This is a genomic window from Arthrobacter sp. 05T423, assembly GCF_056396245.1.
The window spans coordinates 41,017-65,714 of record NZ_JBFTLC010000024.1 but is presented as its reverse complement, the minus strand read 5'-3'; the positions used below and the strand labels follow the sequence as shown (position 1 = coordinate 65,714).

General features: G+C 67.5%; 25 protein-coding genes and 2 pseudogenes. 15 read left to right on the top strand and 12 right to left on the bottom strand.

Annotated elements, in window-relative coordinates; all coding sequences use genetic code 11:
• Window positions 1-17: 17 nt before the first annotated feature.
• Window positions 18-632, bottom strand: coding sequence for a TetR/AcrR family transcriptional regulator (locus AC1DFE_RS16710; protein ID WP_476906995.1), 615 nt, complete (start codon window positions 630-632; stop codon window positions 18-20).
• 144 nt (window positions 633-776) lie between these two features.
• On the opposite strand from AC1DFE_RS16710, the gene AC1DFE_RS16705 reads away from it, so the two are divergent.
• The 3 genes from AC1DFE_RS16705 to AC1DFE_RS16695 all read left to right on the top strand — a co-directional run bounded on the left by AC1DFE_RS16705 (window position 777) and on the right by AC1DFE_RS16695 (window position 2,392).
• A complete protein-coding gene (locus tag AC1DFE_RS16705) occupies window positions 777-1,010 on the top strand; it encodes a hypothetical protein (protein ID WP_476906994.1) in 234 nt (77 codons plus the stop codon).
• Between the two features lie 160 nt (window positions 1,011-1,170).
• Window positions 1,171-1,656, top strand: a complete 486-nt coding sequence (locus tag AC1DFE_RS16700; RefSeq protein WP_476906993.1) for a sensor histidine kinase — start codon at window positions 1,171-1,173, stop codon at window positions 1,654-1,656.
• Between the two features lie 73 nt (window positions 1,657-1,729).
• Window positions 1,730-2,392, top strand: coding sequence for a nucleoside/nucleotide kinase family protein (locus AC1DFE_RS16695; RefSeq protein WP_476906992.1), 663 nt, complete (start codon window positions 1,730-1,732; stop codon window positions 2,390-2,392).
• Here AC1DFE_RS16695 and AC1DFE_RS16690 read toward each other — a convergent pair.
• Both AC1DFE_RS16690 and AC1DFE_RS16685 read right to left on the bottom strand, forming a co-directional pair.
• Window positions 2,389-3,072 (bottom strand): hypothetical protein, encoded by a 684-nt coding sequence (locus AC1DFE_RS16690; RefSeq protein WP_476906991.1) that lies wholly within the window; start codon window positions 3,070-3,072, stop codon window positions 2,389-2,391. The genes AC1DFE_RS16695 and AC1DFE_RS16690 overlap by 4 nt on opposite strands.
• Window positions 3,073-3,113: 41 nt before the next feature.
• The gene (locus tag AC1DFE_RS16685) at window positions 3,114-4,160 is read right to left on the bottom strand and encodes an LLM class flavin-dependent oxidoreductase (RefSeq protein WP_476906990.1); all 1,047 of its coding nucleotides are present in this window, start codon (window positions 4,158-4,160) and stop codon (window positions 3,114-3,116) included.
• A 142-nt stretch (window positions 4,161-4,302) separates the two neighbouring features.
• On the opposite strand from AC1DFE_RS16685, the gene AC1DFE_RS16680 reads away from it, so the two are divergent.
• On the top strand, window positions 4,303-5,139 hold the full coding sequence (locus AC1DFE_RS16680; RefSeq protein ID WP_476906989.1) for an alpha/beta fold hydrolase: 837 nt from the start codon (window positions 4,303-4,305) through the stop codon (window positions 5,137-5,139).
• Window positions 5,140-5,456: 317 nt separating this feature from the next.
• On the opposite strand, the gene AC1DFE_RS16675 is transcribed toward AC1DFE_RS16680, so the two are convergent.
• The 5 genes from AC1DFE_RS16675 to AC1DFE_RS16655 all read right to left on the bottom strand — a co-directional run bounded on the left by AC1DFE_RS16675 (window position 5,457) and on the right by AC1DFE_RS16655 (window position 11,153).
• A complete protein-coding gene (locus AC1DFE_RS16675) occupies window positions 5,457-7,682 on the bottom strand; it encodes an Ig-like domain-containing protein (protein ID WP_476906988.1) in 2,226 nt (741 codons plus the stop codon).
• Between the two features lie 138 nt (window positions 7,683-7,820).
• The gene (locus AC1DFE_RS16670) at window positions 7,821-8,837 is read right to left on the bottom strand and encodes a magnesium and cobalt transport protein CorA (protein WP_476906987.1); all 1,017 of its coding nucleotides are present in this window, start codon (window positions 8,835-8,837) and stop codon (window positions 7,821-7,823) included.
• 148 nt (window positions 8,838-8,985) lie between these two features.
• Window positions 8,986-9,384, bottom strand: coding sequence for a cupin domain-containing protein (locus tag AC1DFE_RS16665; protein WP_476906986.1), 399 nt, complete (start codon window positions 9,382-9,384; stop codon window positions 8,986-8,988).
• Between the two features lie 331 nt (window positions 9,385-9,715).
• Window positions 9,716-10,447 carry a glutamine amidotransferase gene (locus AC1DFE_RS16660; RefSeq protein WP_476906985.1) on the bottom strand — a complete coding sequence of 244 codons (732 nt, stop codon included), beginning with the start codon at window positions 10,445-10,447 and terminating at the stop codon, window positions 9,716-9,718.
• Window positions 10,448-10,451: 4 nt separating this feature from the next.
• Window positions 10,452-11,153: a FadR/GntR family transcriptional regulator gene (locus AC1DFE_RS16655; RefSeq protein WP_476906984.1), complete on the bottom strand. Its 702-nt coding sequence runs from the start codon at window positions 11,151-11,153 to the stop codon at window positions 10,452-10,454.
• A 131-nt stretch (window positions 11,154-11,284) separates the two neighbouring features.
• On the opposite strand from AC1DFE_RS16655, the gene AC1DFE_RS16650 reads away from it, so the two are divergent.
• The 3 genes from AC1DFE_RS16650 to AC1DFE_RS16640 are packed head-to-tail and all read left to right on the top strand — an operon-like array spanning window position 11,285 to window position 15,497.
• Window positions 11,285-12,676, top strand: a complete 1,392-nt coding sequence (locus AC1DFE_RS16650) for an SLC13 family permease (RefSeq protein ID WP_476906983.1) — start codon at window positions 11,285-11,287, stop codon at window positions 12,674-12,676.
• A gap of 53 nt (window positions 12,677-12,729) precedes the next feature.
• On the top strand, window positions 12,730-13,971 hold the full coding sequence (locus AC1DFE_RS16645) for a CaiB/BaiF CoA transferase family protein (protein ID WP_476906982.1): 1,242 nt from the start codon (window positions 12,730-12,732) through the stop codon (window positions 13,969-13,971).
• A 2-nt stretch (window positions 13,972-13,973) separates the two neighbouring features.
• Window positions 13,974-15,497 carry a carboxyl transferase domain-containing protein gene (locus AC1DFE_RS16640; RefSeq protein ID WP_476906981.1) on the top strand — a complete coding sequence of 508 codons (1,524 nt, stop codon included), beginning with the start codon at window positions 13,974-13,976 and terminating at the stop codon, window positions 15,495-15,497.
• Window positions 15,498-15,615: 118 nt separating this feature from the next.
• On the opposite strand, the gene AC1DFE_RS16635 is transcribed toward AC1DFE_RS16640, so the two are convergent.
• Complete coding sequence (locus AC1DFE_RS16635) at window positions 15,616-16,227, bottom strand: NADPH-dependent FMN reductase (RefSeq protein WP_476906980.1); 612 nt, start codon at window positions 16,225-16,227, stop codon at window positions 15,616-15,618.
• Window positions 16,228-16,462: 235 nt separating this feature from the next.
• Here AC1DFE_RS16635 and AC1DFE_RS16630 point away from each other — a divergent pair, with 235 nt between their 5' ends.
• The 3 genes from AC1DFE_RS16630 to AC1DFE_RS16620 all read left to right on the top strand — a co-directional run bounded on the left by AC1DFE_RS16630 (window position 16,463) and on the right by AC1DFE_RS16620 (window position 18,931).
• Window positions 16,463-16,627: a hypothetical protein gene (locus AC1DFE_RS16630; protein WP_476906979.1), complete on the top strand. Its 165-nt coding sequence runs from the start codon at window positions 16,463-16,465 to the stop codon at window positions 16,625-16,627.
• A gap of 53 nt (window positions 16,628-16,680) precedes the next feature.
• Window positions 16,681-18,546 carry a Na+/H+ antiporter gene (locus AC1DFE_RS16625; RefSeq protein ID WP_476906978.1) on the top strand — a complete coding sequence of 622 codons (1,866 nt, stop codon included), beginning with the start codon at window positions 16,681-16,683 and terminating at the stop codon, window positions 18,544-18,546.
• Between the two features lie 160 nt (window positions 18,547-18,706).
• Window positions 18,707-18,931 (top strand): hypothetical protein, encoded by a 225-nt coding sequence (locus AC1DFE_RS16620; protein WP_476906977.1) that lies wholly within the window; start codon window positions 18,707-18,709, stop codon window positions 18,929-18,931.
• A gap of 42 nt (window positions 18,932-18,973) precedes the next feature.
• On the opposite strand, the gene AC1DFE_RS16615 is transcribed toward AC1DFE_RS16620, so the two are convergent.
• Window positions 18,974-19,333: a hypothetical protein gene (locus AC1DFE_RS16615; protein WP_476906976.1), complete on the bottom strand. Its 360-nt coding sequence runs from the start codon at window positions 19,331-19,333 to the stop codon at window positions 18,974-18,976.
• A gap of 304 nt (window positions 19,334-19,637) precedes the next feature.
• Between AC1DFE_RS16615 and AC1DFE_RS16610 the strand changes: the two are divergent.
• From AC1DFE_RS16610 to AC1DFE_RS16590, 5 genes and pseudogenes are all read left to right on the top strand, one after another.
• Window positions 19,638-20,849: pseudogene (locus AC1DFE_RS16610) on the top strand (ABC transporter ATP-binding protein); the annotation flags it as partial.
• A 59-nt stretch (window positions 20,850-20,908) separates the two neighbouring features.
• Window positions 20,909-20,962: pseudogene (locus AC1DFE_RS16605) on the top strand (hypothetical protein); the annotation flags it as partial.
• A 105-nt stretch (window positions 20,963-21,067) separates the two neighbouring features.
• A complete protein-coding gene (locus tag AC1DFE_RS16600; RefSeq protein ID WP_476907041.1) occupies window positions 21,068-21,301 on the top strand; it encodes a hypothetical protein in 234 nt (77 codons plus the stop codon).
• Complete coding sequence (locus tag AC1DFE_RS16595; RefSeq protein ID WP_476906975.1) at window positions 21,298-22,281, top strand: NUDIX hydrolase; 984 nt, start codon at window positions 21,298-21,300, stop codon at window positions 22,279-22,281. Before AC1DFE_RS16600 ends, AC1DFE_RS16595 begins: the two co-directional genes overlap by 4 nt.
• Before the next feature lie 40 nt (window positions 22,282-22,321).
• Window positions 22,322-22,645 (top strand): DUF6221 family protein, encoded by a 324-nt coding sequence (locus tag AC1DFE_RS16590; protein WP_476906974.1) that lies wholly within the window; start codon window positions 22,322-22,324, stop codon window positions 22,643-22,645.
• A gap of 30 nt (window positions 22,646-22,675) precedes the next feature.
• Here AC1DFE_RS16590 and AC1DFE_RS16585 read toward each other — a convergent pair whose 3' ends face one another.
• Window positions 22,676-23,554, bottom strand: a complete 879-nt coding sequence (locus tag AC1DFE_RS16585; RefSeq protein ID WP_476906973.1) for an HNH endonuclease — start codon at window positions 23,552-23,554, stop codon at window positions 22,676-22,678.
• Between the two features lie 39 nt (window positions 23,555-23,593).
• Window positions 23,594-24,193 (bottom strand): DnaJ family domain-containing protein, encoded by a 600-nt coding sequence (locus AC1DFE_RS16580; protein ID WP_476906972.1) that lies wholly within the window; start codon window positions 24,191-24,193, stop codon window positions 23,594-23,596.
• Window positions 24,194-24,698 lie beyond the last annotated feature (505 nt).

Below are 24,698 nucleotides of genomic sequence, written 5' to 3'. Positions count from 1 at the left end.
AAGAGACCGCGGCGGTGTCAGCTCTGGTGGTGAGCGATCAGCCAGCCGGCCATCTGCTGCGCCCGCTTGGAAGCGAGGAAGTCACCCTCCGTCGCTGAAATGATGGAGCCTTTCATCAGGATGTGCCAGGAGCGGGCGAATTCATCAGGACGTTCCAGTCCGGCTTCCTCGGCGAGTGCCTGGATGTGGCCGCGGATCCTGGCGAGGTAGCCGATGCTGGCCTCGCCAAGCGGATGCCCGGGGCCCATCTCGAGGAGGACGTTGATGAAGGTGCACGCTTCGAAATCGTCCCGCTGGAACCAGTCGCCGAAGACGTCGAAAATGGCAAGCAGGCGCCCTTCGGGAGTGGTCCCCCTGCGCCTCGCCTCGGACACAATCAGGTCCACAGTCCATACCTGGTCGCGGAGTGCGAGGAAAGCCAGAACCAGCGCGTCCTTGGACGGGAAGTGGCGGTAGAACGTGGACTTGGCAACGCCGGACCGTTCGATCAGCTCATTGATGCCAACGTCGCGGACACCGCGGTGGGAAAAAAGCTCGTAGGCAGTGGCAAGGATCCGGTCCACTGGTTCACTATGGCCGGTATGCACCTCTTCAGGCAGCAAGGCTTCCCCGGTTGCATCAGGTGCACTCATCAGAAAATCAGTGTACCTTGGCACTGGCAGAGACAGACCTGTCTGTCTTATTGTTTTAGGAACATGACACCTCGTCCTCGGGAACAGTGCCACCTTCCCGGGCCGCAGGCGTTGCTGCAATGGGGCAGAAACAGGAGGGCAATGATGGACGAAGACATTCGCGCAGTGGAAGATGCTGTGGCGACGCTGGAGTCGGCACGGCTGGAGCACGACCCCGCCGCCATAAGCCTGCAGAACGCAGTTGCGGCGGCCGTAACCCACGGCAAGCCCATCCGGGAAGTGGCGGCCGCGGCGCATATGACCGCGCTCGAGGTCCTCGACGCCGCCGACGCCGTCACCTATCCGCAGCAGGCTCTCCAGGCCTCGACGCTGGCCTAGTAGCTGCGGGGCAACACCTTGCGGAAAGTTGATTTGATCCGGGGGTAAACCTGCGGCAAGCCTGATCGGCCTGAGGCACCCTTTATGCATCAGCCTCTGGAGGAGCGATCCTTCCAGGGAAAGCATGCAACTAGGACCGCAAGGAAGCCGGGGGGCCGCCATGAACCAGTCAGCAACTCTCGAGGAAGTCGTCGAAGTCGGCGGTGTCATCACCGACCGGGAGCCCTTGGACTTTTACCGGCTGGGGCTCGCCGGCTGCATTGACAGGCTTACGGGCCCGCTGCGCCGCCAGGGCACCTGCGTACACTGGGAAACGCCCCATCACGGCGTGGAAATCTCCTCCGGCTGCGCCTCGCTGCTGTACCAGTCTGCGCAGGAGGCGCTGAGCAACACGTTCAAACATGCCCACGCCACGGACGTCACTGTCCGCCTTGCCGCCGTTTTCCACGGCATCCGCCTGATGGTCGCCGACAACGGCGCCGGATTCGAAACGGTTCCGCCGGCGGCGGGCGCCGCACACGACGACTGGGACGGTGCGGGGCTCCGGACCATCTCACGGGCGGTGGAGCAAGCAGGCGGGACCCTGGACATCAACTCGGCTCCAGGCACGGGTACGGCCATCACCATCACCATTCCGCTGGACTGAGTCTCCGCGCATGGAGTGAACCTCCGCGCATCACAGCACGCGGGCACACGGGGCCTCCCCTAGGATGCTGTGCATGACCCTTCCGAACGTTGAGCCCCAGGCCGTCAGGGCTTTCGCGTCCGCGCAAATACAGCAGGCAGTCGCCGACCTGCGTGGCCGGCTAACCGCCGGACAGCGGATTCTCCTCGGAGTGGCGGGTTCACCGGGGTCCGGAAAGTCCACCTTCTCGGCCTGCCTTGCGGACGCCCTGGGCTCCGAAGCCCTCGTGGTGCCCATGGACGGTTTCCACCTTGGCAACGCCATTATTGACGGCACGCCCCTGCGGCACCGCAAGGGCGCCCCGGACACGTTCGACGTCGGCGGCTACCTTTCGCTCCTCCAGCGGCTCGTGCGCCGGGACGAAGAAGTTGTTTACGCGCCGGATTTCCGCCGGACGATCGATGAGCCCGTGGCCGCATCACTTGCCATTCCAGCGGCCGTCCCGATCATCATCACGGAGGGCAACTACCTGCTCAGCGACGGCCCGCGCTGGCGGCAGGTGCGGGCACAGCTGGACGAGGTGTGGTTCATCGACACCCCGCACAGCCTGCGCCTTGCCCGACTGGTGGAACGGCACATCCGCTACGGCATGGACCGCGCCGCCGCCGAAGCCTGGGCCAACGGCCCGGACGCAGCCAATGACCGTCTGATCGAAGCCACCCGCTCCCGGGCTGACAGGATCATTCCCTGGGCTTAGCTACCTGTCCTCGGCGTCCCACAGGCCGGATTCGTCCGCCGCCTCTTCCGGCTTGTGTTCGTTCTCGGGGGCTCCACTGCCCACGTAGCTGGCGGGCACCGGTCGCCTCCCAGTCTAGGCAAACTTAGGGTCTGCGAAGCGAGCCTGCCAGGAGCCAGAGCCAGCACGAAGCTTTGGTAGCTGCGCATCCCCCACTCCAGCCAGCGCATATCCTCTGCGGCGGCAAAGCGAACGGCCTTCTCGGTCCCCTCCGCGGCAGCCCAAGCGTCGACGGAGTGCTTCAGCGCCACGCCGTCCACCGCCTGCAGTCCGCCATAGAGTGCCAGCGCGGCGGCCGCCGCCCAGCTACCAAGCCGGGCCGTCCATGCCGAAAGTCCGGGCACACTGCCCACCACGGACCCGAGCACCAGCAGCCCGGCAATAAGCGCCGCCATGCCCGCGAACTGCCCCAGGTGCACAGCGATCCACAGGTCGCTGCGCGCGTACTCCGCGAACGCGGCCGCATGATCGTTCGCATTAGCCCCTTCCGGGTGGAGGGCACCGGCTGCGAAGGAAAGCACGACGCCGGCCACCAGCAGGACCGCAGCCAACCGCCCGACGCCCGGGCCGCCGTCGTTATGGCTGGCGTGGTGCTGACCGCCGTCGTGCTTCCGGTCCATAGGACCTTGATTCTTGTCCATGGAAACCGCCCCTCCGGGAGGAATCGTCCGATGCCAGCAGGCTACGCCTGTCCCTGCCCCTCCTGCGGTGCCCATCCCAAGGCCGGCGCGACGTGCCGGACGATAGTCCCCAGCAGCTTGGCGTTGTATTCCACCCCCAGCTGGTTGGGGACGGTGAGCAGGAGCGTGTCAGCAGCCTGCACGGCGGCATCGGCGGCGAGTTCGGCGGCGATGGCGTCCGGCTCACCGATGTAGCTCTTGCCGAACCGGGCCAGCGTGCCGTCGAGGGCACCCACCTGGTCCCGTCCGTCGCGGAGGGCGCTCAGCCCGAAGTACTGCCGGTCCTCGTCGTCGGCCAGCGGCAGGACGCTGCGGCTGACCGAAACTCGTGGTTCCCGGCTGTGCCCGGCCGCCGCCCATGCCTCGCGGAACATCGCGATCTGCTCAGCCTGGAGCTCATGGAACGGCACCCCGGTATCCTCGGTCAGCAGGGTGGAGCTCATCAGGTTCATCCCCCGTTCGGCCGCCCAGACCGCGGTCTTCCGGGTTCCGGCGCCCCACCAGATCCGTTCGGGCAGCCCCTCGGCGCGGGGCTGGACGGGCAGCAGCCCGGTGGCTCCCCCGGCGTACCTGGGGTCGGCCTCCACCACGCCGGCGCCGGCTATGGCCCGCCGGAACTCCTCGGCGTGCCGGCGCGCCATGTCGGCATCTGTTTCGCCCTCCCGCGGCACATAGCCGAAAACCGCCGCGCCGTTCCGTGCGGGTTCCGGCGAGCCGCGGCTGATGCCGAGCTGGAGCCGGCCGCCGCTGATGAGGTCCGTGGCCGCCGCCTCCTCAGCCATGTACAGCGGGTTTTCATAGCGCATGTCGATGACCCCGGTGCCGAGCTCAATGCGGCTGGTCCGGGCTGCGGCCGCTGCGAGCAGCGGGAAAGGAGACGCCTGCTGGCGCGCGAAATGATGCACGCGGAAAAATGCGCCGTCAATGCCCAGCTCCTCCGCCGCCACCGCCAGTTCGATCCCCTGCAGCAGCGCATCGCGCGCCGTCCTGGTGCGGGAACCCTGCACCGGACCCCAGTGGCCGAAGGACAGGAAGCCAATTCGTTTCATGCCCTTCTCAACATCCCGGTCTCTGCTGCCATTCCTGCAGGCCATGCCCCGTGACAGCCCGCGCGCGCCGGCCCGCGATCCGGATAGGTTGGTACCACCGCCTGGGGACGTCCGTCCCCAGGAGACTGAAGGGAATGTTGACATGGCTTTCATCACCGTTGGACAGGAAAACAGCACCGACATCGAGCTCTACTACGAAGACCACGGAACCGGACAGGCTGTTGTCCTGATCCACGGCTATCCCTTGGACGGATCGTCCTGGGAGAAGCAGACGGCCGCACTTCTGGACGCCGGCTACCGCGTCATCACGTACGACCGTCGCGGCTTCGGCAAGTCCAGCAAGCCCACCGCCGGCTACGACTACGACACCTTCGCCGCCGACCTCGACAGCATCCTCACCACCTTGGACCTCAACGACGCCGTGCTGGTGGGCTTCTCGATGGGAACAGGCGAGGTGGCCCGGTACCTCTCCACCTTCGGTTCGGCCCGCATTGCCAAGGCCGCGTTCCTGGGTTCTCTCGAGCCCTACCTCCTGCAGACCGCCGATAATCCTACCGGGGTGCCGCAGTCCGTCTTCGACGGCCTTGCCGAGGCAGTCACAGCGGACCGCTACGCCTTCTTCACCGAGTTCTTCAAGAACTTCTACAACAGCGACACCTTCCTGGGCACGCCCCGGCTCAGCGAGGAGGCCGTCAAGGCCAGCTGGAACCTGGCCACCAGTTCCGGCGCATTTGCCTCGGTAGCCGCCCAGCCCACCTGGATCACAGATTTCCGCCCCGACATCCCGAAGATCAGCGTCCCGGCGCTAATCGTGCACGGCACCGCGGACAACATCCTGCCGATTGACGCCACCGGCCGGGAGTTCACCAAGGCCCTGCCGGAGGCCGACTACGTGGAGATCGACGGCGCCCCGCACGGCCTGCTCTGGACCCACGGAGCAGAGGTCAACGAGGCCCTGCTCTCCTTCCTGCGCAAGTAACCGGGCAAGTAGCCGGGGATAGCCCGGCGCAAAGGGGGGGAGCCGGTGACGGGACCACCCGCCGTCGGCCCCTCCCGGGGCGGTCCCCCGACCCGTGTGAAGCTATTGGTTGACAATTCGCGTAAATAAGAGTTGACACCCACTTAAGGGCGTAAACTCTTATGGCTCCGCCAACACCATCCCGTCGCTCGGCCCGGGTTGCGTTGGTTTCCACCGTTTCGCTGGGCCTGCTTGCAGGCCCCATCGCCATGGCCGCTCCGGCTTCGGCAGACACCAAGAGTGCTGACTGCCTTGTTCCCGCCCGGATTTGTTCGGGTTCAGAGAGAACCGGTGGTGAACGTCCAACTGGCGGACTTCAGCGGGTTGCCCGCAAGGTCTCGGACCGCGGCGCCGCCGCCGGTCACAGCCACCGTGTATTTGGTCAAGGCGGCCAGGTTCGCCGACGGGTTCAGGAGCCACTGGTTCGTGGAGCCGTTGCGGGATACGGTGGCTGTCATCCTGGCGCCGGTGACGGCGTTCTTCAGCGTGACGGTGGCCGCGCCGGCACCCTGGACTGCCTCGCTGAAGGTCACGGCAATGTTGTTGGCTCGCCGTACCAGCGTGGCTCCCGGACGGGGCGTCATGACCGTGATCACAGGGGCCGGGCCGGTGGTGAACGTCCAGCTGGTGGTGGCCAGCGGGGTGCCCGCGGCGTCGCGGATGGCGGCCGGTCCGCCGGTCAGCGTCGCCGTGTACTTGGCGTCATTGGCGAGGTTGGCCGCGGGGTTCAGCGTGGCGGTCCGGGTGGTTGCGTTGTACGTGACGGCGGCGAGCACGGCGGCGCCGGCCGGCCCGTGCAGCACGAAGCTGCTGGCACTGATGCCCTGGACCGCTAAGCCTGATGTCCCGCTGCCGAAGGTGGCCGTGACGTTGCTGCCGGCGGCGACGGCGGTGCCATTCACCGCGGGGGTGCGTGCCGTGACCGTGGGGGCCGCGGCAGCGGTGAAGGACCAGCTGCCCGTCACGAAGGAGGTTCCGGCCGCGTCGCGGATGGCCGAGGCGCCTCCGGTCAGTGTCGCGGTGTATTTCTGCGACGCACCGAGCAGGCCGTCAGGATTCAGCGTTGCGGTGCGGGTGGCGGCGTCGTAGCTGACAGCTGCCGGCACCGTTGCTCCGGCGGCGTTCCTGAGGACGAATGTGGAGCTGCCCAGGCCCTGGACCGCGGTGCTGAAGGTGGCGGTGATGTTGGCCGCCACGGCGGCGCCGGAGGAATTGGCCGCCGGGCTGAGCGCCGTCACGGCCGGCGCGCTGAGGCCCGCCGCCGAAGGGTCCGTGAACAGCAGGCGGTTCGGTGTCCCGGCGGTGGCGGCGGAAACTGCGCCGGACGTGGCGGCGGAAAGCAGCTTCGACGCCAGGTCCGCCGGCTGCAGTGCCGGCGACCGGGACAGCATTACGGCTGCGGCGCCCGCGACGTGCGGGGAAGCCATCGAAGTGCCGCTCATCAGGGCTGTCGCCGTGGTCGAAGCAGGGGAGGCTGACTTGATGCCCACACCCGGCGCGTACAGGTCAACGCAGCTGCCGTAGTTGGAGAACGTTGCCTGCCTGTCCGCGGAGTCGCTCGCGGCGACGGTCAGCGCGCCGGGAACGCGGGCCGGGGAGCCGTTGCAAGCGTCGGCGGCGGAGTTTCCGGCGGCGACCACTGCGGTGACGCCGTCATTGATGATGCCCTGCACCGCGGCGTCCACCATGGGGCTGGCGGCGCCGCCAATGCTCAGATTGGCGACGGCCGGGGTTCCGGCCTGGTGGTTGGCGGCGACCCATTCCAGCCCCGCGATGACGTCCGAGTTGAAGCCCGAGCCGCTGCAGTCCAGCACTCTCACCGGAATCACGGTGGCGGCCTTGGCCACACCGTAGGTCTTTCCCGCGATCGTGCCGGCAACGTGTGTGCCGTGTCCGTTGCAGTCCCCGGTGCCGAGTCCATCGGAAATCGCGGTCCATCCCTGGGCCACGCGGCCGCTGAACTCCGCGTGCGCAGACAGCACGCCGGAGTCAATCACGTAGGCGCTCACGCCGGCGCCCGAGGACGCAGAGGTGTAGGTCCCGGACAGCGGCAGGGCGCGCTGGTCGATGCGGTCCAGTCCCCACGGGGCGGACTGCTGGGTATCGGCGGCCGTCACCGGAGCGTCGGGCTCGACGGCGGCAACGCCCGCCGAGCGCTTCAGTTCCGCGGCCTGCCCCGGCGTTGCCGTCACCACGGCACCCCGGATGGCCTTGGCGAATGTGCGTCCGACAGCGATGTTCCTCGAGCGCAGGCTCCGCACGGCCGAGGATACGTCGGTCCCGGCCGAGTAGCGCACAATGTAGCGGGCGGGGGCCGCCTGGGCGGGGGCGGCTGCGCCCGGCGAGACTCCCGCGAAGGCTGCTGCAAGGCCCGTCAGCAGCAGCGAGGCCAGGGCAGGACGGAGAACAGACGAAGCGCGAATTTTGGGTTCCTTCGAAAGGTAAGGGCCAATGGGGGAAACCGGTGGAAGGCTGTCTCCAGTGTATTTTCCGGGGACCCGCACCGGACCGCAGCTGTACTGAAGCTTCGGTGAAGCTTCGGCTCCTGCGGAAATACCGGCGTAATCCTGAGCTTTTCCCCTGAGGCGCCGGCCTGTGGGGCCGGACGAAGGCGCCGGCCTGGGGCCGGACGAAGGAACGGGCTAGATCCAGTTGTTGTGCTTGAAGGCGGCGTACAGGATCACACCCATGCCGATCATCAGCCCCAACGCCATGGGATAGCCGAAGATCCAGTCCAGTTCAGGCATCGTGTGGAAGTTCATCCCGTAAATGGTGCCGATGAGCGTGGGCGCGAAGAGAATGGCCGCCCAGGAGGAGATCCTCTTCACCTGCTCGCTCTGCGCGAAGCTGGACTCGGTGAGGCGCCGCATCTCGTCGTTCTGGCGCTGGGCAACGAGGGCCGCGTTGACCGCGAGCGCGTTCTGCAGCAGCGCCCTGAAGGACGCGATCCTATCGTTCAGCCGGAGGACGTGGTCCAGCACGTCGCGGAGATGGTCCTGGAGTTCGGCGCAGGGGTGACGGTCCGGCGTTCCAGTGATCAAGGCCTGCAGGATTCCTGCCAGCGGGCCGGTGGCACGTTGGACGGTGATGACCTGGCGGGACAGCTCGTAGATGCGGCGGGAGACCTCCGGATCCGCGCCGAACAGCTCGTCCTCGATCTCGTCGATGTCGTTTTCCAAGCCGGCCGCCACTGGTTCGTACTCGTCAACCACCTGGTCCAGGATGGCGTACAGCACGGCCTCGGGACCCAGTGCCAGGAACTCCGGCTGCGATTCCATGCGGCGGCGCACCCTGGCCAGGTCCGGTGATTCCGCGCGGCGGACGGTGACCACAAAATCCGTCCCGGCAAAGACGTGGATCTCGCCGAACTCCACCTTTTCGACGTCGTCGAGATAGCGTGCCGGGCGCAGCACCAGGAAGAGCGTTTCACCGTAATGCTCGAGCTTGGCGCGCTGGTGTCCGGTGAGCGCGTCCTCGACAGCCAGGGCGCTGAGATCGAACTCGTCCGCCACCGACCGCAGCTCGTGGGAGTCCGGACGGTAGAGCCCTATCCAGGCCATGCCTTCGCGCTGCCGCAGCAGGAAGTAGGTCTCCTCCAGCCCTTCCGGATCAGCGGTTCGGCGTCCGTCCACGTACACGGCGTTGTCAATGATGGCCATGGCAGCGACTCCTCAGCTGGACCGTAATCCCATGGCAGAGACGTTATCCCTTTCAGGAACGGCGTGCCAATACGACGCCGTGCCCGCACGCCACAGTCACGCCGGCGGGCGCCGGCGGCTTTGATTCCGGGGTTCAGATGCGAGCCACTCAGATTCTGGCGTGGAGGCCACGGCTGACAGGCCGCCCGAACGACGCCGCACCGAGGAATTCGACGGCCACGAACGGCTCGGAGCCCACCACCCATTCGTCGTGCCCGGGCGGAATCGCATAGGTGTCATTGGCCCGGATGAAGGAACGGTCACCCTCGGGTGTTTCCACCTCCATCACACCGGACAGGCAGAACCCCAGGTGGTTGTGTTGGCAGAAGGGCGTCTGTTCCGTGGGCTTGGTGCATTCGGACCAGCGCCACCCGGGGGCGAGGATCAGCCGGGCAACGGAGAAGTCGTTGACGCTGACCAGGTCCACCTCGGCTTTGTCCGGGCACCTCTTCTTATCCGGTTCATCGAAAGACTTGACGGCAAGGGCTGTAATGAAATTGGCGGTCATGGATGGTACCTGCAGATTTGGTTGAGACCTGAAATTTGAAGGCGGCTTCGGGGAGAAGCCTCACGCTGGCGAGGTGCGGGCTGCCGCCGAGTCATGACCGTGCAACAGCCGCATTTCTTGGTGTGGCTTCCCCTCGCCGCACACACACGCAACAGATCGATGTTGACGTAGTTCAACCGTAGACCTCCACAGGCCGAAGTCAATGGGAATCCAAGGGCTGCCGGCAGTCCTATTGGTAGTCCGCCGACCACAGCTCCGAAGGCCCGGACCGAGTCGCTTCTCCGGTCACGCTGGCACTGCACCGATTGCGGCGACAGCGCCGGCCCCGAAGTTAGTTGCCGTAGAGCTTCACGAAGTTCCGCAGGATCTTCATCGGTTCGGTGGCTGTGAAGGTCCGGGCTTCCGCCATCAGCTCCTCCGCGGATTCGGGCGGAAAGTATCCGGCGTGGCGGTAGATGTCGATCCTTGTCACCAGCCCCTCGGCGTCGAGCTCGGGATGGAACTGCGTGGCGTACAGGTTCTGCTTGATCCGGAACATGTGCACCGGGCACGCCGCTGAGCTCGCCAGCAACACCGCGTCCGGTGGCAGCACCGTGCACCCTTCCTTGTGGCCAGTGAACGCAGTGAACTGCGCCGGCAGGCCGGCGAGCAGCGGGTCCTCCAGTCCTTCCGGGCTCAGGCTGATGGTCACCCCGCCCAGCTGTTCACCGTAGGTCCGGTCGATCACGGCGCCCTGGTGCAGGCCCAGGGTGCCCACGCCGTAGCAGGCACCGAGGAACGGGAAGTCCTCCGCCACGACCCGGTCCAGCAGCCCGGACAATTCGCGCTCCACACGGTGCTGGGCTTCGCTCTTCTTCTCGGGAGGGTCGCTCGAGGTGAACGGGCTGCCGCCGACGATAATGCCGGAATAGTCGTCAAGGTCCAGCTCCGGCAGCGGCGCGCGCTCCATCCGGATCCTCTTCAGCTGGTCCGGCTCCAGCCCGCAAAAGCGCAGATAGGCCTCGTATTCGTCCTCCGCGGCAACCTCCTCGGCCCGCGATGCGAGCAGCAGAAACGGTTTCACGTGCTTACTTCAGCAGGGCGACGTCGGACACGAGGGTGATGTGGTCCAGCATCGCGGCCGCGGCGGCGCCGGAATCCTGGGCCCGGATGGCGTCCGCGATTTTCCGGTGCGACGCCAGGGACTGCGCCGGCCGGCCGGGCTGGCCCAGCGATTCGAGCCGCGTTTCCAGGATCATCTCCGCAATAAAGGTCATGAGCTGGGCCAGCACGCCGGAGTGCGCCGCTGCGGTGACGGCCTGGTGGAACAGTTCATCGCCGTGGGCCCCCTTGGCCCCCGAGGCCACTTCTTCCGCCATAACGTCAAGTGCCTTGTCGATGGCCTTCATATCCGCGTCGGTGCGCCGCTCGGCAGCAAGCTCTGCCAGCTTCACCTCAAGGGTGCTCCTGGCCTCGACAATCTCGGGAAGCCGGCTCCGGTGTTCGCGAAGGCCCTTGAGCACGGAGGGAATGTTGGGCCGGTAGACGAGGACAGCACCGGTGCCGTGCTGCACGTCGATCACGCCGAGGACCTCCAGTGCCACCAGCGCCTGGGCAAGCGTGGCCCGCGAGACTCCCAGCCGCTCGGCCAGGTCCCGCTCAGCGGGAAGGGTGTCGCCGGGCCCTAGCTGCGCGGACTCGATGAAGTCCATGAGCTGCTCCACGAGCTGTTCGTAGAGCCGGGGCCGGGCGACGCGGGAGATCTGTTGCGTTGCTGTCTTCCTGGGCATGCGCGTCCTTCCGGCGTTTCTCGGTCTAGCTTAGCGGAGGAGTATTGACAAAGTCACCTAGTGTCTAGGAGGCTAGGCCAGTGAGCCAGTAAGCCACGTCACATCAAAACTCTCATCCCGGAGGAACAACGATGTCCGCTCCCGTCCTATCCATCATCATCCTGGCCGTGATGTTCCTGCTGGCCACCGTGCTGCCCCTGAACATGGGCGCCCTGGCCTTCGTAGGGGCGTTCCTGCTGGGCTCGGTGGTCTTGGGAATGTCCACCAGCGACATTCTTGCCAACTTCCCCGGAGGCCTGTTCCTGACGATCGTCGGGGTCACCTACCTCTTCGCGATCGCCCAGAACAACGGAACCATCGACCTGCTGGTCCGCGGCGCCGTCCGGCTGGTGGGTAACAAAGTCGCGCTGATCCCCTGGATCATGTTCGCCATCACCGCGCTCATCACCGCCGTCGGAGCCCTGTCTCCCGCCGCCGTGGCGATCATCGCCCCGATCGCTCTGAGCTTCGCCGCCAAGCACAAGATCAACCGCCTGATGATGGGCATGATGGTCATCCACGGGGCGCAGGCCGGCGGTTTCTCCCCGATCGCCGTCTACGGCGTCACGGTCAACGGCATCATCGCCAAGACGGACCTGGAAGCCAGCCCGATGGCGATCTTCCTCGCCAGCTTCATCTTCAACCTCGCCATCGCCGTTGTGTTGTTCATCGTCCTGGGCGGCAGCAAACTGCTCTTCACCAAAACCGGCCAGCTCGTGGAGCAGGCCGCCGAAACCCGGATGGCCGTCAGCGTCGGCGCCCGCACCGCCGGTGTCACCCTAAGGGGCTCCGGCTCAGACATTTCCTCCTCCGGCGTCGCCCGCAAGGGAACCTCGGGTTCCGCCGCAGGCTCCTCTTCAGCCGCCGACGCCGTCGGCGCCCGTGCCACGGTTCCGCAGCTAGTCACCATTGCCGGCCTGATCGCCCTGGCGGTCATCTCGCTGGGCTTCAAGGTGGACGTCGGGTTTGTCTCGATCACCATCGCCATGGTCCTGGCCCTCGTCTCGCCAGCGGCACAGAAGGGCGCCATCAACAAGATCAGCTGGTCCACGGTCCTGCTCATCTGCGGCATGCTCACGTTCGTGGGCGTCCTCGAGGAAGCCGGCACCATCAAGTTCGTCTCCGACAGCGTCGCCCACCTCGGGATGCCCCTGCTCGCGGCCCTGCTGATCTGCTACATCGGCGCCATCGTCTCGGCCTTCGCCTCCTCCACCGCCATCCTGGCCGCGCTCATCCCGCTGGCCGTCCCCTTCCTGTCCACCGGTGAAATCGGTGCCGTCGGCGTGATCGCCGCCCTGGCCGTCGCCGCCACGATCGTGGACGTCTCCCCGTTCTCCACCAACGGCGCACTGGTCCTCGCCAACGCCCTGGAGGACGTGGACAAGGACAAGTTCTACAAGCAGATCCTGGCCTACAGCGGCATCGTCGTCATCGCCGGCCCCGCCATCGCCTGGCTGGTCATGGTGCTCCCCGGCTGGATGTAGCCCGGCCCGGAACCACCAGCAGCCCCTCCACGCAAGAGTAAGGAACTCCCCTCATGACCCCTGAATCAACACCCCAGCCCGAAGGCCCCCTCGCCGGGTACCTTGTGGTGGACCTGAGCCGCGCGCTGGCCGGCCCGCACGCCGGCATGATGCTCGCGGACCTCGGCGCACGGGTCATCAAGGTCGAGAACCCCGGCACCGGAGACGACACCCGCGGCTGGGGCCCGCCCTTCGTCGGCCCCGAGGACGACCCCCAGGCCACCTACTTCCTCTCCTGCAACCGCAACAAGGAGTCCATCGCACTGGATCTGAAGAGCGACGACGGGCGGACGGTGCTGCGCGAACTGCTCGAACGCGCCGACGTCGTCATCGAAAACTTCCGGCCCGGCGTGCTTGACCGGCTCGGCTTCTCCGCCGCGGAAATGCACGCGCTGAACCCCGCTCTGGTGGTCCTGTCCATCACCGGCTTCGGCCACGACGGCCCTGAATCGCGCCGCAGCGGCTACGACCAGATCCTGCAGGGTGAGGCCGGGCTGATGTCCCTGACCGGCTCAGGACCGGACGATCCCCAGCGCGTGGGCGTGCCCATCGCGGACCTCCTCTCGGGCATGTACGGTGCCTTCGGCACGCTTGCGGCGCTGCTGCAGCGCGAACGGACCGGCCAGGGGCAGATCGTCCGGACCTCGCTGCTTGCCGCGCTCATCGGTGTGCATGCGTTCCAGGGCACCAGGGCCACTGTGGCCGGCGAGGTCCCCAAGGCCCAGGGCAACCACCACCCGTCCATCGCCCCTTACGGCCTGTTCCACTGCAGGCAGGGCCGCGTGCAGATCAGCGTGGGCAGCGAGAAGCTGTGGCGCACGTTCACCGCGGCATTCGGCATTGACGCCGACCGGCCGGAGTTCGCGTCCAACGCAGAGCGCGTCCGGAACCGGGAAAAAGTTATCGAGGAGGTGGAGCGCGTGTTCGCCGACTACGAGGCGGAGCCGCTGCTCGCCCTGCTGAACGACGCCGGGATCCCGGCAGGCAAGGTCCGCTCCCTGGACGAGGTCTACGCATGGGAACAGGTCCACTCCCAGGGTCTGGTGATAGACGTCGACCACAAGATCCTCGGCAACGTCACCCTCCCGGGCCCGCCGCTGCGCTTCTTCGCCGCCGCGGACACCGCGGAAACCACGCTCAAAGCCCACACGGCTCCCCCGCTGCTGGACCAGGACGGCGATCAGATCCGCCAATGGCTCGGCCTCGTCCCGGCCAACGCCGCCGCCTCGGCCGCCGCTGCCAGGAAGGGCCGCTGAGCATGGGGACAGGCCAGAAGGTCCGGCACCTGGACGCCGCCGAACTCATCGCCGCCGTGCTCGACCCCGGCTCCTACCGGTCCTGGGACTCCCCGGTGGCGGACCCCGATCCCACCCCCGAATACCGGCAGGAACTCGCGGCGGTCCGGGAGAAAACAGGCGTCGACGAATCCGTCCTCACCGGTGAAGGCCTCATCCGCGGCCGGCGGGTGGCCGTCATTGTCAGCGAGTTCCGCTTCCTGGCCGGCTCCATCGGCCTCGCCGCGGCGGAACGGATCGTGAACGCCGTCGAACGCGCCACCCGCGAGGGGCTTCCGCTCCTGGCCGGACCGGCGTCGGGCGGCACCCGCATGCAGGAAGGCACCATCGCGTTCCTCTCCATGGTGAAGATCAGCGCAGCGGTCAGGGCCCACCGGCAAGCGGGCCTGCCCTACCTCGTCTACCTCCGGCATCCCACCACCGGCGGCGTCATGGCCTCCTGGGGCTCGCTCGGACACATCACCGTGGCCGAACCCGGCGCCCTCCTGGGTTTCCTGGGGCCGCGGGTCTACGAGGCTCTCTACGGTGCGCCCTTTCCGGAGAACGTCCAGGTGGCCGAGAACCTTTTCGACAAGGGGCTCGTGGACGCGGTGGTCCCGCCGTGGCAGCTGTCCGACGTCGTCGACCGTGCCCTGAGCATCCTGGTCGCCGGCCCCAACACGCCGGTCCGGCCGCCCCGGACACTGTCCGTGAAACCGTCCGACGCCGGAGCCTGGGAATCGATTGAAATCTCTCGGAACCCGCGCCGCCCGGACCTGCGGCAGCTGCTGGCCTACGGCGCCCGCGACGTGCTTCCGCTCAACGGCACCGGCCAGGGCGAAAAGGACCCCGGGCTGCTGCTGGCACTGGCCCGCTTCGGGCAGAGGTCCTGCGTGGTGATCGGGCACACCCGTCCGCGGCCCTCGCAGCAGACCGCCATGGGCCCGGCGTCGCTGCGTGAAGCCCGCCGCGGCATGCGCCTGGCCGAGGAACTCGGACTCCCCCTGGTGACCGTGATCGACACCGGCGGCGCGGCCCTGTCCAAGGAAGCCGAGGAGGGCGGGCTCGCCGGCGAAATCGCGCGGTCCCTCCACGACCTCATCGGCCTGAACTCCCCCACGGTATCCGTCCTGATGGGCCAGGGCACCGGAGGAGGCGCGCTGGCGCTGTTCCCGGCCGACCGCACCATCGCCGCCCAGCATGCCTGGCTGTCCCCGCTGCCGCCCGAGGGGGCAAGCGCCATCGTGCACCGCAGCACCGAGTTCGCCCCGGCCATGTCCGAGGCGCAGGGCGTCAACGTCGCCTCACTCTACGCCCACGGCATGGTGGAACACGTCGTAGACGAACGAGGCGACGCCGCCCTCGAGGGAAGGGCATTCTGCCAGCGCCTGGGGCAGGCGATCGAATACGAACTGACCGCACTCTCGGCCGCCGGAGTGGCCGAGCTCCTTCCGCAGCGGCTCGACAAGTACCGCCATCTCGGCGGCCTCGTCCCCCTCCCCCTCTAGAAACCCCTCTCTCGCTAGGAGTTTTTGTCCAGATAATGCGGTTTCGAGGCCCCCGAGCGGCCATTATCTGGACAAAAACTCGGGCGAGAGGAGGGGTGCGGGAGGAAGCGGGATCCAGTTAGCGGGAGAGCTTCTGGGTGTCGGGTTCCGGATCGCCGATGTGGCCCGGTGCGTTGGCCGCCAGGACGCGCTGGACGAAGGCGCCGTACTCTTCCATGTAGTGCCGCAGGAAGGCCGCGGTGGATTCGTCCTTGACCTCGCCGTCGCTGCCGAATATGTCCGGGTTGAACTTTACGTAGGCTTCTGGGGCGTTCAGCTGCGGGGCGTCGAGGAAGCTCAGCACGGCCCGCATGGAGGACTGCATCACCGCCGTGCCGATGCTCCCTGGCGAGGCGCCGATGATGCCGGTGGGCTTGCGCGCGAACGAGTTGGTGCCCCAGGGACGGGAGCCCCAGTCGATAGCGTTCTTCAACGCGCCGGGAATGGAGCGGTTGTACTCCGGGGAGACAAAGAGGATGCCGTCGGAGCCTTCGATGGCATCCTTCAGGGCCCGTCCTTCCGGCGGGAAGTCGGCGTCGTAGTCATAGCTGTACAGCGGCAGGTCCTTGATGGGGATCTCGGTGAACTCAAGGTCCTCCGGGGCGAGCTTGATGAGGGCCTCGGAGAGCGTCCGATTGATGGAGCCGCTGGCCAGGCTTCCTACGAAATAGCCGATCTTGTACGGTGCCATAGTGGTGTTCCTTCCCAATAGCCGGTGCGAACCGGCTGGGCCGACGGTGCAAAAGGGCAGTGCCGCGGCTGGCTGCCGCAGGGGGCATTTCGGGTGCAACCCCAACAGTTCAGCACAGAACAACATCCCCTGCCAGAGCACAGGTCCCGGTTCTTGACAGCCCGACTGGTGCAGTAGCTAGATGAAGGTTAATCGATGGCCCCCAGCACACAACCGCAACAGAGGAGCGGCAGTCATGAGCGAAAACCCGGAGTCGTTCCAGCGCATCCACAGCGAGGCCCCTGCGGAAGGTGATGAAACGGCCGACCCCACCGACATCCGCATGCATTCGCAGGATCCGGCGGAAGGTGCTGACGACGTCGTCATTGAATCCCTGCCCAAGAGTGCGGAAACATCCTGACCAAAGTCGCCACCCGCCGTCGGGCAGTCCGCAGCGGTTGAGAGAATAGCCGCATGGAAGTCGCCCTGGGGTTGCTGGCACTCGCCGCCGTGGTCTGCGCGGTCAGCGCGCTGGGCCGCAAGTTTGACGTGTCGGTCCCGCTGCTCCTGGTGCTGGCCGGGGTGGCTGGATCCTTCCTGCCGTTCGTGCCCCGCGTAGACCTCAACCCTGAGCTCGTCCTTGTGGGGCTGCTGCCGCCGCTGCTCTACGCCGCCGCACTGCGGACATCGCTGTTCGACTTCCGCTCCAACCGGCGGGCCATCGGGCTGCTCTCGGCGGGCTATGTCATCTTCGGCACCATCGTCGTTGGCCTGGTGGTCTGGTGGCTGTTCCCGGAGATTCCGCTGGCGGCCGCCATTGCGCTGGCTGCGGTGGTGGCGCCGCCGGATGCTGTGGCCGCCACGGCCATTGCACGCAAGGTGGGGATGCCGCGCAGGATTGTCAGCATCCTGGAAGGCGAGTCGCTGGTCAACGACGCAACCGCCCTGGTGTGCCTGCGCGCGGCCGTCGCCGCCATCGCAGGAAGCGTTTCCGTGCTGGAGATCGGCGCCGACTTCCTGCTGGCCGCCGGCGGCGGGCTGGCGGTGGGCCTCGCCGCAGCCTACGTCCTCACCCAGCTGCGCCTGCGGATCCGCAACGTTGCCATCAATACAACGACGTCTTTGATGGCACCCTTCGCGGCGTACCTGCCGGCGGAGGCGATCCATGCGTCGGGCGTCCTGGCCGTGGTGGTGACCGGCCTGATCATGGGGACGAAAGCCCCCTCCATGCCCAACGGGGCCGCCCGGCAGAGCCAGCGGAGCAACTGGGAGACCGTGCAGTTCCTGCTGGAAAACTCCGTGTTCCTCCTTATCGGCTTGCAGGTGCGGACCATCATCGAGGGCGTCCAGGACGATTCGCTGGGCGCCGCCAGAATCTGGGCGGGCTGTGCGGTGATCCTACTGGCCGTGCTGCTGCTGCGGCCGGTCTGGGTCTTTCCGGCCACCTACCTGCCCAGGCTTATCCCGGCCGTCGCCCGGCAGGACCCGGCGCCGCCCTGGCAGTACCCTGCCATCATCTCGTGGGCCGGAATGCGCGGCGTGGTGACGCTGGCCGCTGCCCTCACGCTGCCCAAGGACCTCGAGCACCGGACCGTGCTGATCCTGGCAGCGATGGTGGTGGTGGCCGGCACCCTCGCGTTGCAGGGGTTCACTCTGCCCGCCCTGGTGCGGCTGCTGCGGGTGGAGGGCCCCGATCCGGGCGAGGACGCACTGGCGCAGGCCTCGCTGACGCAGCAGGCCACGGCAGCAGGAGTGGAGCGGCTGCACGAGCTGCGGACCGAGGATGACCTGCCCGAGGTGGTAGCCATGCTCAAGCGGCGGACGCTGGAGCGCGGGCTGGCCGCGTGGGAACGTCTCGGAAGGCCGACGGCGGAGGCCGCCACTCCCAGCCAGCGCTACGCCCAGCTGCGGCTGGCCATGCTCGAGGCCGAACGGGCGAAGGTCCTCGAACTGAGAAGCGGCGGGAACTACGCCCACGAGGTGCTGAGCAACGTCCTGGAGCGGCTCGACGTGGAAGAATCGATGCTTGACGCCGTCATCGAGGAGGCTGACGTTTCCGGATCCCGGGCCAGCGCCAGGCCGGGCGGCGACTGCGAGCATCTGGAGGTCGCCCGCGACGCCGAGGCCCCCCGCGACGCACGCTGTGATGCGTGCATCCGCGAAGGCACCACCACCGTCCACCTGCGGATGTGCCTGGAGTGCGGGAACGTCGCCTGCTGTGATTCCTCGCCGGCCACCCACGCGTCCCGGCATTTCCAGGCCACCGGCCATCCGGTCATGCGCAGCATCGAACCGGGCGAGGACTGGCGGTGGTGCTACGTGGACGATCTCCTCGGGTAGCGGGCTGCTCGGTTTAATCCCGTCTGGGGACGCGATAGCCCAACGGATCTAACAGCCCCGTAACCCGCCGTTAATCCCGCGGCGGGACACTGGAGACCTTGGATCCGCACGACTGGCCTTGCGTCTTGGGGGCAGCCACTCGACGAGGAGTTCGCCAGACATGAACCATTCCGACGACGACGCCCGGCCACTTCCCTCCAACCACCCCGTCAGCGGCGGGGAACGGCCCGATCTCAGAAGCTTCCACGTCCGCGAGGACGTGGCTCTGGCCGGCCGTTGCGGCAACATGCACCTGGCCACCGGACGGACCTGCATCCTGCCCGAACGCCACCAGGGCTCCTGCGACTTCGTGGGACCGGAGGATGCCATCGGGGTGTCAGGCTAGGCTCCCGGGCGGTCAGGCACCGAGCGGTCAGGCACCGCGTTCTCAGGTGCTTTTTGCCGCGGCCGTGGCCGGTACGGACGCGCCGGCAATGTCCGACGCCGGGGTGAGGATCCAGCGCTCCCCGTCCTGTTCGTAACTGATCACCATGGACTCGGGGACGGTGCTTGCCGCGTCCACGGCGAGCAGCAGTGCCGCCTGCATGCGGCTGGCATGCCCGAACCGTGCGTTCGCGGTGCCCTCAAGGTCGCTGTTGTCGATGAGAATGTACGCCTTGCCCCCGGCCACCGCCTTGATCGAATACCCGCGCTCCTCATGGACGGAGCCGCGGGAAGAGGCAATCTCCGTGACCCTGTCGGCCCGCACCAGACTGTGGCTGATCGTGCGGATCCACACGTCACCCATGGGGTCTCCTTTGCTGCCATTCGGGCTGGAATTGCCTCTACTTGCAAACGGTAGTCCGTGACAGCCCGGATGTAAGCCCCCCAAACGGTACAAACGCCGACGGGCTCCCGACTGCCAGCAGGTTTTCCCCAAGCTCCGGCAGGGCTTTCCCAAAGCTCTTTGGGAAATAGTGAACCCGACCAGGGACTATCCCTGGACGGTCTCAGAGCATCGCCCAACGCGCAGCGTTCGGGCGATGCCCGCGACCGCCGGTTCTTAGGGGGAGAGATGTTCTTTTGGCGGTTCCGCGCGGCCATAGCCCCGCATGTCCGGGCGCTCGGAGGGGGCGCCCTCCTGGTGGTGTTCGTCGCCGCCATGGAGGTGGCCCTGCCCTGCCATGACTGTGTCCAACGCAGGGGTCGACTACCACGGCACCCGCCTTCTCAACGGCGTGGGCGAGAGGGCCATGGCCACCATTCGGGCCGAAGTCTTCACACATCTGCAGCGCTTGTCACTGGCCTTCCACGACAAGCAGCGGCTGGGCGACCTCGTCACCCGCACCACCACGGACGTCGACTACGTCCGGGCGCTCATGGTGTCCATCCGGTCCGTGCTCCTGCCCAATATCTTCATCCTGGGGTTCGTCATCACGATTTGTGTGCTGATCGACCCGACCTTTGCGCTGATCGGCCTGGCGGTGTCCCCGCTGCTGTTCATCACGGTGCTGTTCTACCGGCGCCGCATCAAGGGCGCGTCGAAAGAGGCTCGCAACAGGGACAGCGACATCGCGGCCGCGATGTCGGAGACGTTCGCCTCGGTCCGGGTGATGCAGACCTACAGCAGCGAGGCGCGCCACGAGGAGGACTTCCGCACCCGGAATGACGGGCGGCGCGACGCCGGCCTGAGGGTCATCCGGCTGCAGTCCCTGTTCTCGCCGCTGGTCGATATCATCGCGACCCTGGGCACAGTATTGGTCCTCTGGATCGGTGCCCAGCGGGTGATGGACGGGAGCCTGACCCTAGGCCTGCTGCTCGTTTTCCTCGCCTATCTCAAGGCCCTGTACTCACCCATGAAGTCCCTGGCCAAGCTCACCACCGTCATCAGCCGGGGGCAGGCCAGCGCCGAGCGCATCCAGGAAATCCTGGATACTGCACCAGCCATCTCGGACCGGCCCGGCGCCCGGCCGGCCCCGAGGCTGGCAGGGGCTGTGGAACTCCGCTCGGTGAGCTTCGGCTATCAGGGCGACCGGCATGTGCTGCACGGGATTGACCTCAGGGCCGAGCCCGGCAGCGTCGTGGCGATCACGGGCCCGACGGGTGCCGGCAAGTCGTCCGTCGTCAGCCTTATTCCGCGCCTCTACGATGCGGCCGAAGGCGAAGTTCTCCTCGACGGCGTCAATGTTCGGGACCTGCAGGTGGCCACCGTGCGCCGGCAGATATCCATCGTGCTGCAGGAATCGATCCTGTTCCGCGGGACCAACTACGACAACATCGCCTACGGCTCGGAGGGCGCCACCCGGGAGCAGGTGCTGGCCGCGGCCGAGGCAGCCCACGTGGACGAGTTCGTCCGCAGCCTGCCCTGGGATACGACACCCCGGTGGCCGAGCGGGGCGTCAGCCTCTCCGGCGGGCAGCGCCAGCGCATCGCCATCGCCCGCGCGCTGGTCCGGGACACTCCCATCGGGATCCTCGATGAACCGACGTCCGGCCTGGACGCAATCTCGGAGCAGTACGTCATGCGCGGCCGCGAGCGGCTCATGGCTGGGCGCACGGTGATCGTCATCGCGCACCGGCTCTCGACGCTCAAGCGGGCCGACCGGATCTACGTGCTGGACAAGGGGCGGATCGTGGAAAGCGGCCGGCACGGCGAACTCGCCGCGTCCGGCGGCCTCTACAGCCGACTGGACAGCCTGCAGCATGCCAAGGATGGCCGGGCCCTTACCCTGGTTCCTGCCGAGAGCGGCACACTTCAGACGGAGACGAGCGCATGAGCAGGACCAAGCCCCCAACGTACGGCGCACTGCCTTGGCGAATCGGGAAGAAGGGTGCGCTCGAGGTGCTCCTGATCCACCGGCCTGCCCACGGCGACTGGTCCATCCCGAAGGGCAAGGCGGAGCCGGGGGAAACCGGCCCGGAATGTGCCGAGCGCGAGGTGCGGGAGGAAACCGGCCTGCACTGCCTCCTGGGCTCGGAACTGCCCAGCATCCGCTACGAGGACCGCAAGCGCAGAATCAAGACCATCCGGTACTGGGCTGCCGCGGCGGGATCAGGCAGCTTCACCGCCAATGAAGAGGTCGACGCCGTCAGGTGGCTTTCGCTGCCGGCAGCCTTGCGCGCGGTGACGGAACCGCGGGACAGGCCCGCCATCATCGCCCTGGGCACCCGGCTCCAGTCGGAGCTGGGCGTCCGGCCTGTTCCGAAGCGGGAGAAAATGCTGCTGCTGGTGCGCGGTGCCGAAATGACAAAACGGGACGACTGGGACCCGGCCGCAGGCAGCCGGCCGCTGGCGCCCACCGGCGAGCACGCCGCCACGCTGCTGGCCTCACTGGGGGACCTGTTTGACGTAGAACGCATCCTGGCCGCGCCCTCGGGCCGGTGCATGGAAACGGTCGCGGAGCTGGCCCGGCGGGAATCCCTGGACGTTGAGCGCTCGGACCATCTGACGGGCGGCAGGCTGGCGGCAACACTGAGCCTGGTAGCCCGGACCCGCGGCACGGGAACGGTCCTGTGCACGCACGAGGATGTCATGGCAAGTGTCCTGGCCCACCTCATCCACCACGACCGGACGGTCCTGACCAAGCGCTTCCGCGTCCGCAAGGGGTCGGCCTGGGTGGTGACCGGGGACCGCAACCGCTACCACTCCGCCTACTCCTACTACCTGCCGCTCTCCCCCACGGATCTGAGCACCCCGGCAGGCTTAAGCGCTGCAACGGACCTGAGCACCCCGGAGAGCCTCAGCGCCGCCGTCTAGCACCGTGTGCCGCTGCTGCCGCGGGGCGTACGCTCAGACCGTGGACATTGTGGAGTTCCTGTCCGCGCGCATAGCCGAAGACGAGGCGGTCGCGCGCAAGCTGCTCGGCGACCGAACGACGTCGGAATCCGGCAGATGGTACGAACGCCGCCTGCTGCTGGAATGCGAAGCCAAACGGCGCCTGATCAGCATCGTGGAGGCAGCAAGGCAGACCGCCCTGGCCACGCTCGTCAGTGATCCGTTCGGGGACGACACCGAGTGGATTCCGCAGGCGCTGGAATGGACCACCCTGTCGCTGAATGCGCTGGCGGTCCCCTACAGCGACCATCCCGACTTCAACCGGGACTGGCTCTGGTCCCCCTAGCCAGTCCCGGTTCGGTGCCCGGAAGACGGTTCAGGTGCTGCCCAGGATGCGGCGGGCGTCAGCCTGGGCGTCCAGCTCCTGCTGTGACACCACGGATCCGCTGATGTAGCCCGCCCGGGACCTCATGGCCCTGAGTTCGGCCACGGTGTACGGAACCCGGCGCCGATGCGCCATGGCATGGCAGTTGGGGCACAGCGGAACAAGGTCCCCCACAGGGTCCAGCTCGTAGTCAGGTCCCAGCTGGGCTGCCGGCACCAGGTGATGGACGTGGATGAAGCCCCCGCCTTCCGGGCCGTAGGCGGCCTCGAAGGAAAACCCGCAGGCGGCGCATGAGCTGCCATGGTGCGCCAGGCAGACCCGCCGGGCCTGCGGGTTCCGTTCGTACCGGTTCACGCCCACCCGGACCAGGGCCTCCTGCGGCAGGGTGCCGGGCACGGGAAGGACCGGATCGATCTCGTCCGCCGGCAGGCACTCGGCCCAGAGCTCCCGGATGGCGCGCGCCTGCTCCTCCGGAACCAGTTGCCACGCCTCCACGGCCGCCGCCGCAGCCCAGTCCGTCAGCGGCGCGCGGGCCGCCAGAACCTCCAGCGGGACCTGGTCTCCGAGCGGCAGCAGCATGTCGAAATCGACGTCAATGCATATTCCGGGTCCGTCCAACAGATGGTCCGGGTGCTCCGGCCCGGCAGCCGCATACGGCGCGGAGGCGACCACGCCATGGCCAATCAGCCCGCTGCCGGTCTTCCCATCCAGCAGGAGCCACGCGTCCGCTCCCGGTGCTGGCTGGGCGCCGGATCCGGTGGGCCACGCCCGCCGGTGCAGGCCGGCAGCGCCCAGCTCATCCACGACCCGTGAATATCCCGGCCAGGTATCGCCTACGCCCGGGTTCCAGCCCAGCAGAACAGCCACCATGCCTTTATCGTGCCACCTGCGCGTGATTAGGAGTGTGCCTTAGGAGGAGCGGTTGCGCAGCCGCCGCCACCATGGCGGTTTGGTTTCGGGGGCCGGCTCCGGAGCAGACGCTGCCACCGCCGCCCGCCGCTCGCGCCACCGCTGCACCTCGACGTCGGCGTCACGGGTTTTGGTGACCACCGGCGGTCCGCCCTGCAACTGCCGGCGCGCGTCGATGACGCTGGCGTTGAAGTCCTCGACGATGTCGCGCACCTGCTTTTCCGTGTACTGGGTGTCCAGTTTGGCGTCCAGCTCCGCGTCCTCAGTGCGGAGCAGGATCGCCTTGGGTCCCAGGCCGCTAAGATGCTCGCGCTGGATGAGGCCCTTGACCCACCAGTCGGGGTCGTAGCCCTCCCCCAGCCCGGGAATCGGTTTGCCGGAGTATTCCAGGTTGTCGAACTTTCCCTGCGCCATCGCATCCCGGATCAGGTAGTCGGCCCGGGCCGCATCGCTGGCCTTCCGGCGCTTTTCCCGCAGCCCGGCCTCAGCGGCGGACAGCTCGGCGTCGTCCTCGGCCGTCCCGCCGGAGGACCGCAGGGCGCGGAGTTCGGCTGCCCGTTCCACCTTCCGCCTGAACGCGCCGCCTGCTGAACCCGTCACCTTTTCACCGTCCCTGCCGCCGGATATCGTCCCGTTTCCAGTATTCCGGCGTGTGCCGGACTCTTCAATGGAGCGTTGCGTCAAGGGAATCGGGGGCGGACACCGGACAGATCGACGACGGCGGGACCACCCGCGGTCGTCCGCCGGCAGCGTGCCTGCTTACCTGGGTCCGGCTCACATGGGATCGGGCCAGTTGCCGATACCCGCACGGGCCGGAACCGCGGCCGCGTCGCCTTGCGGCCGCGGGCCGGAACCGCCTGGGGCGGCTGCGCGGGGCCCTGGCGCCGGACCTTGGACCGCCCCGGGGACTGGGCTCTGGACCGGGCTCTGGATTGGCGCGGCGGGAACCGTCGCGGCGGAGCGTGCGCCGGCGGCTGCTGCCGTGCCGGAGGGATGGCCGGGTCCCGCTTTCACAGGTGCCGTGTTCACAGCCGCCGTGACGACGGGAAGTTCAGACCTCGGAATCTTCATGGGGGCCCTCGCTGGTGGGCGGCAACTTTAAGCC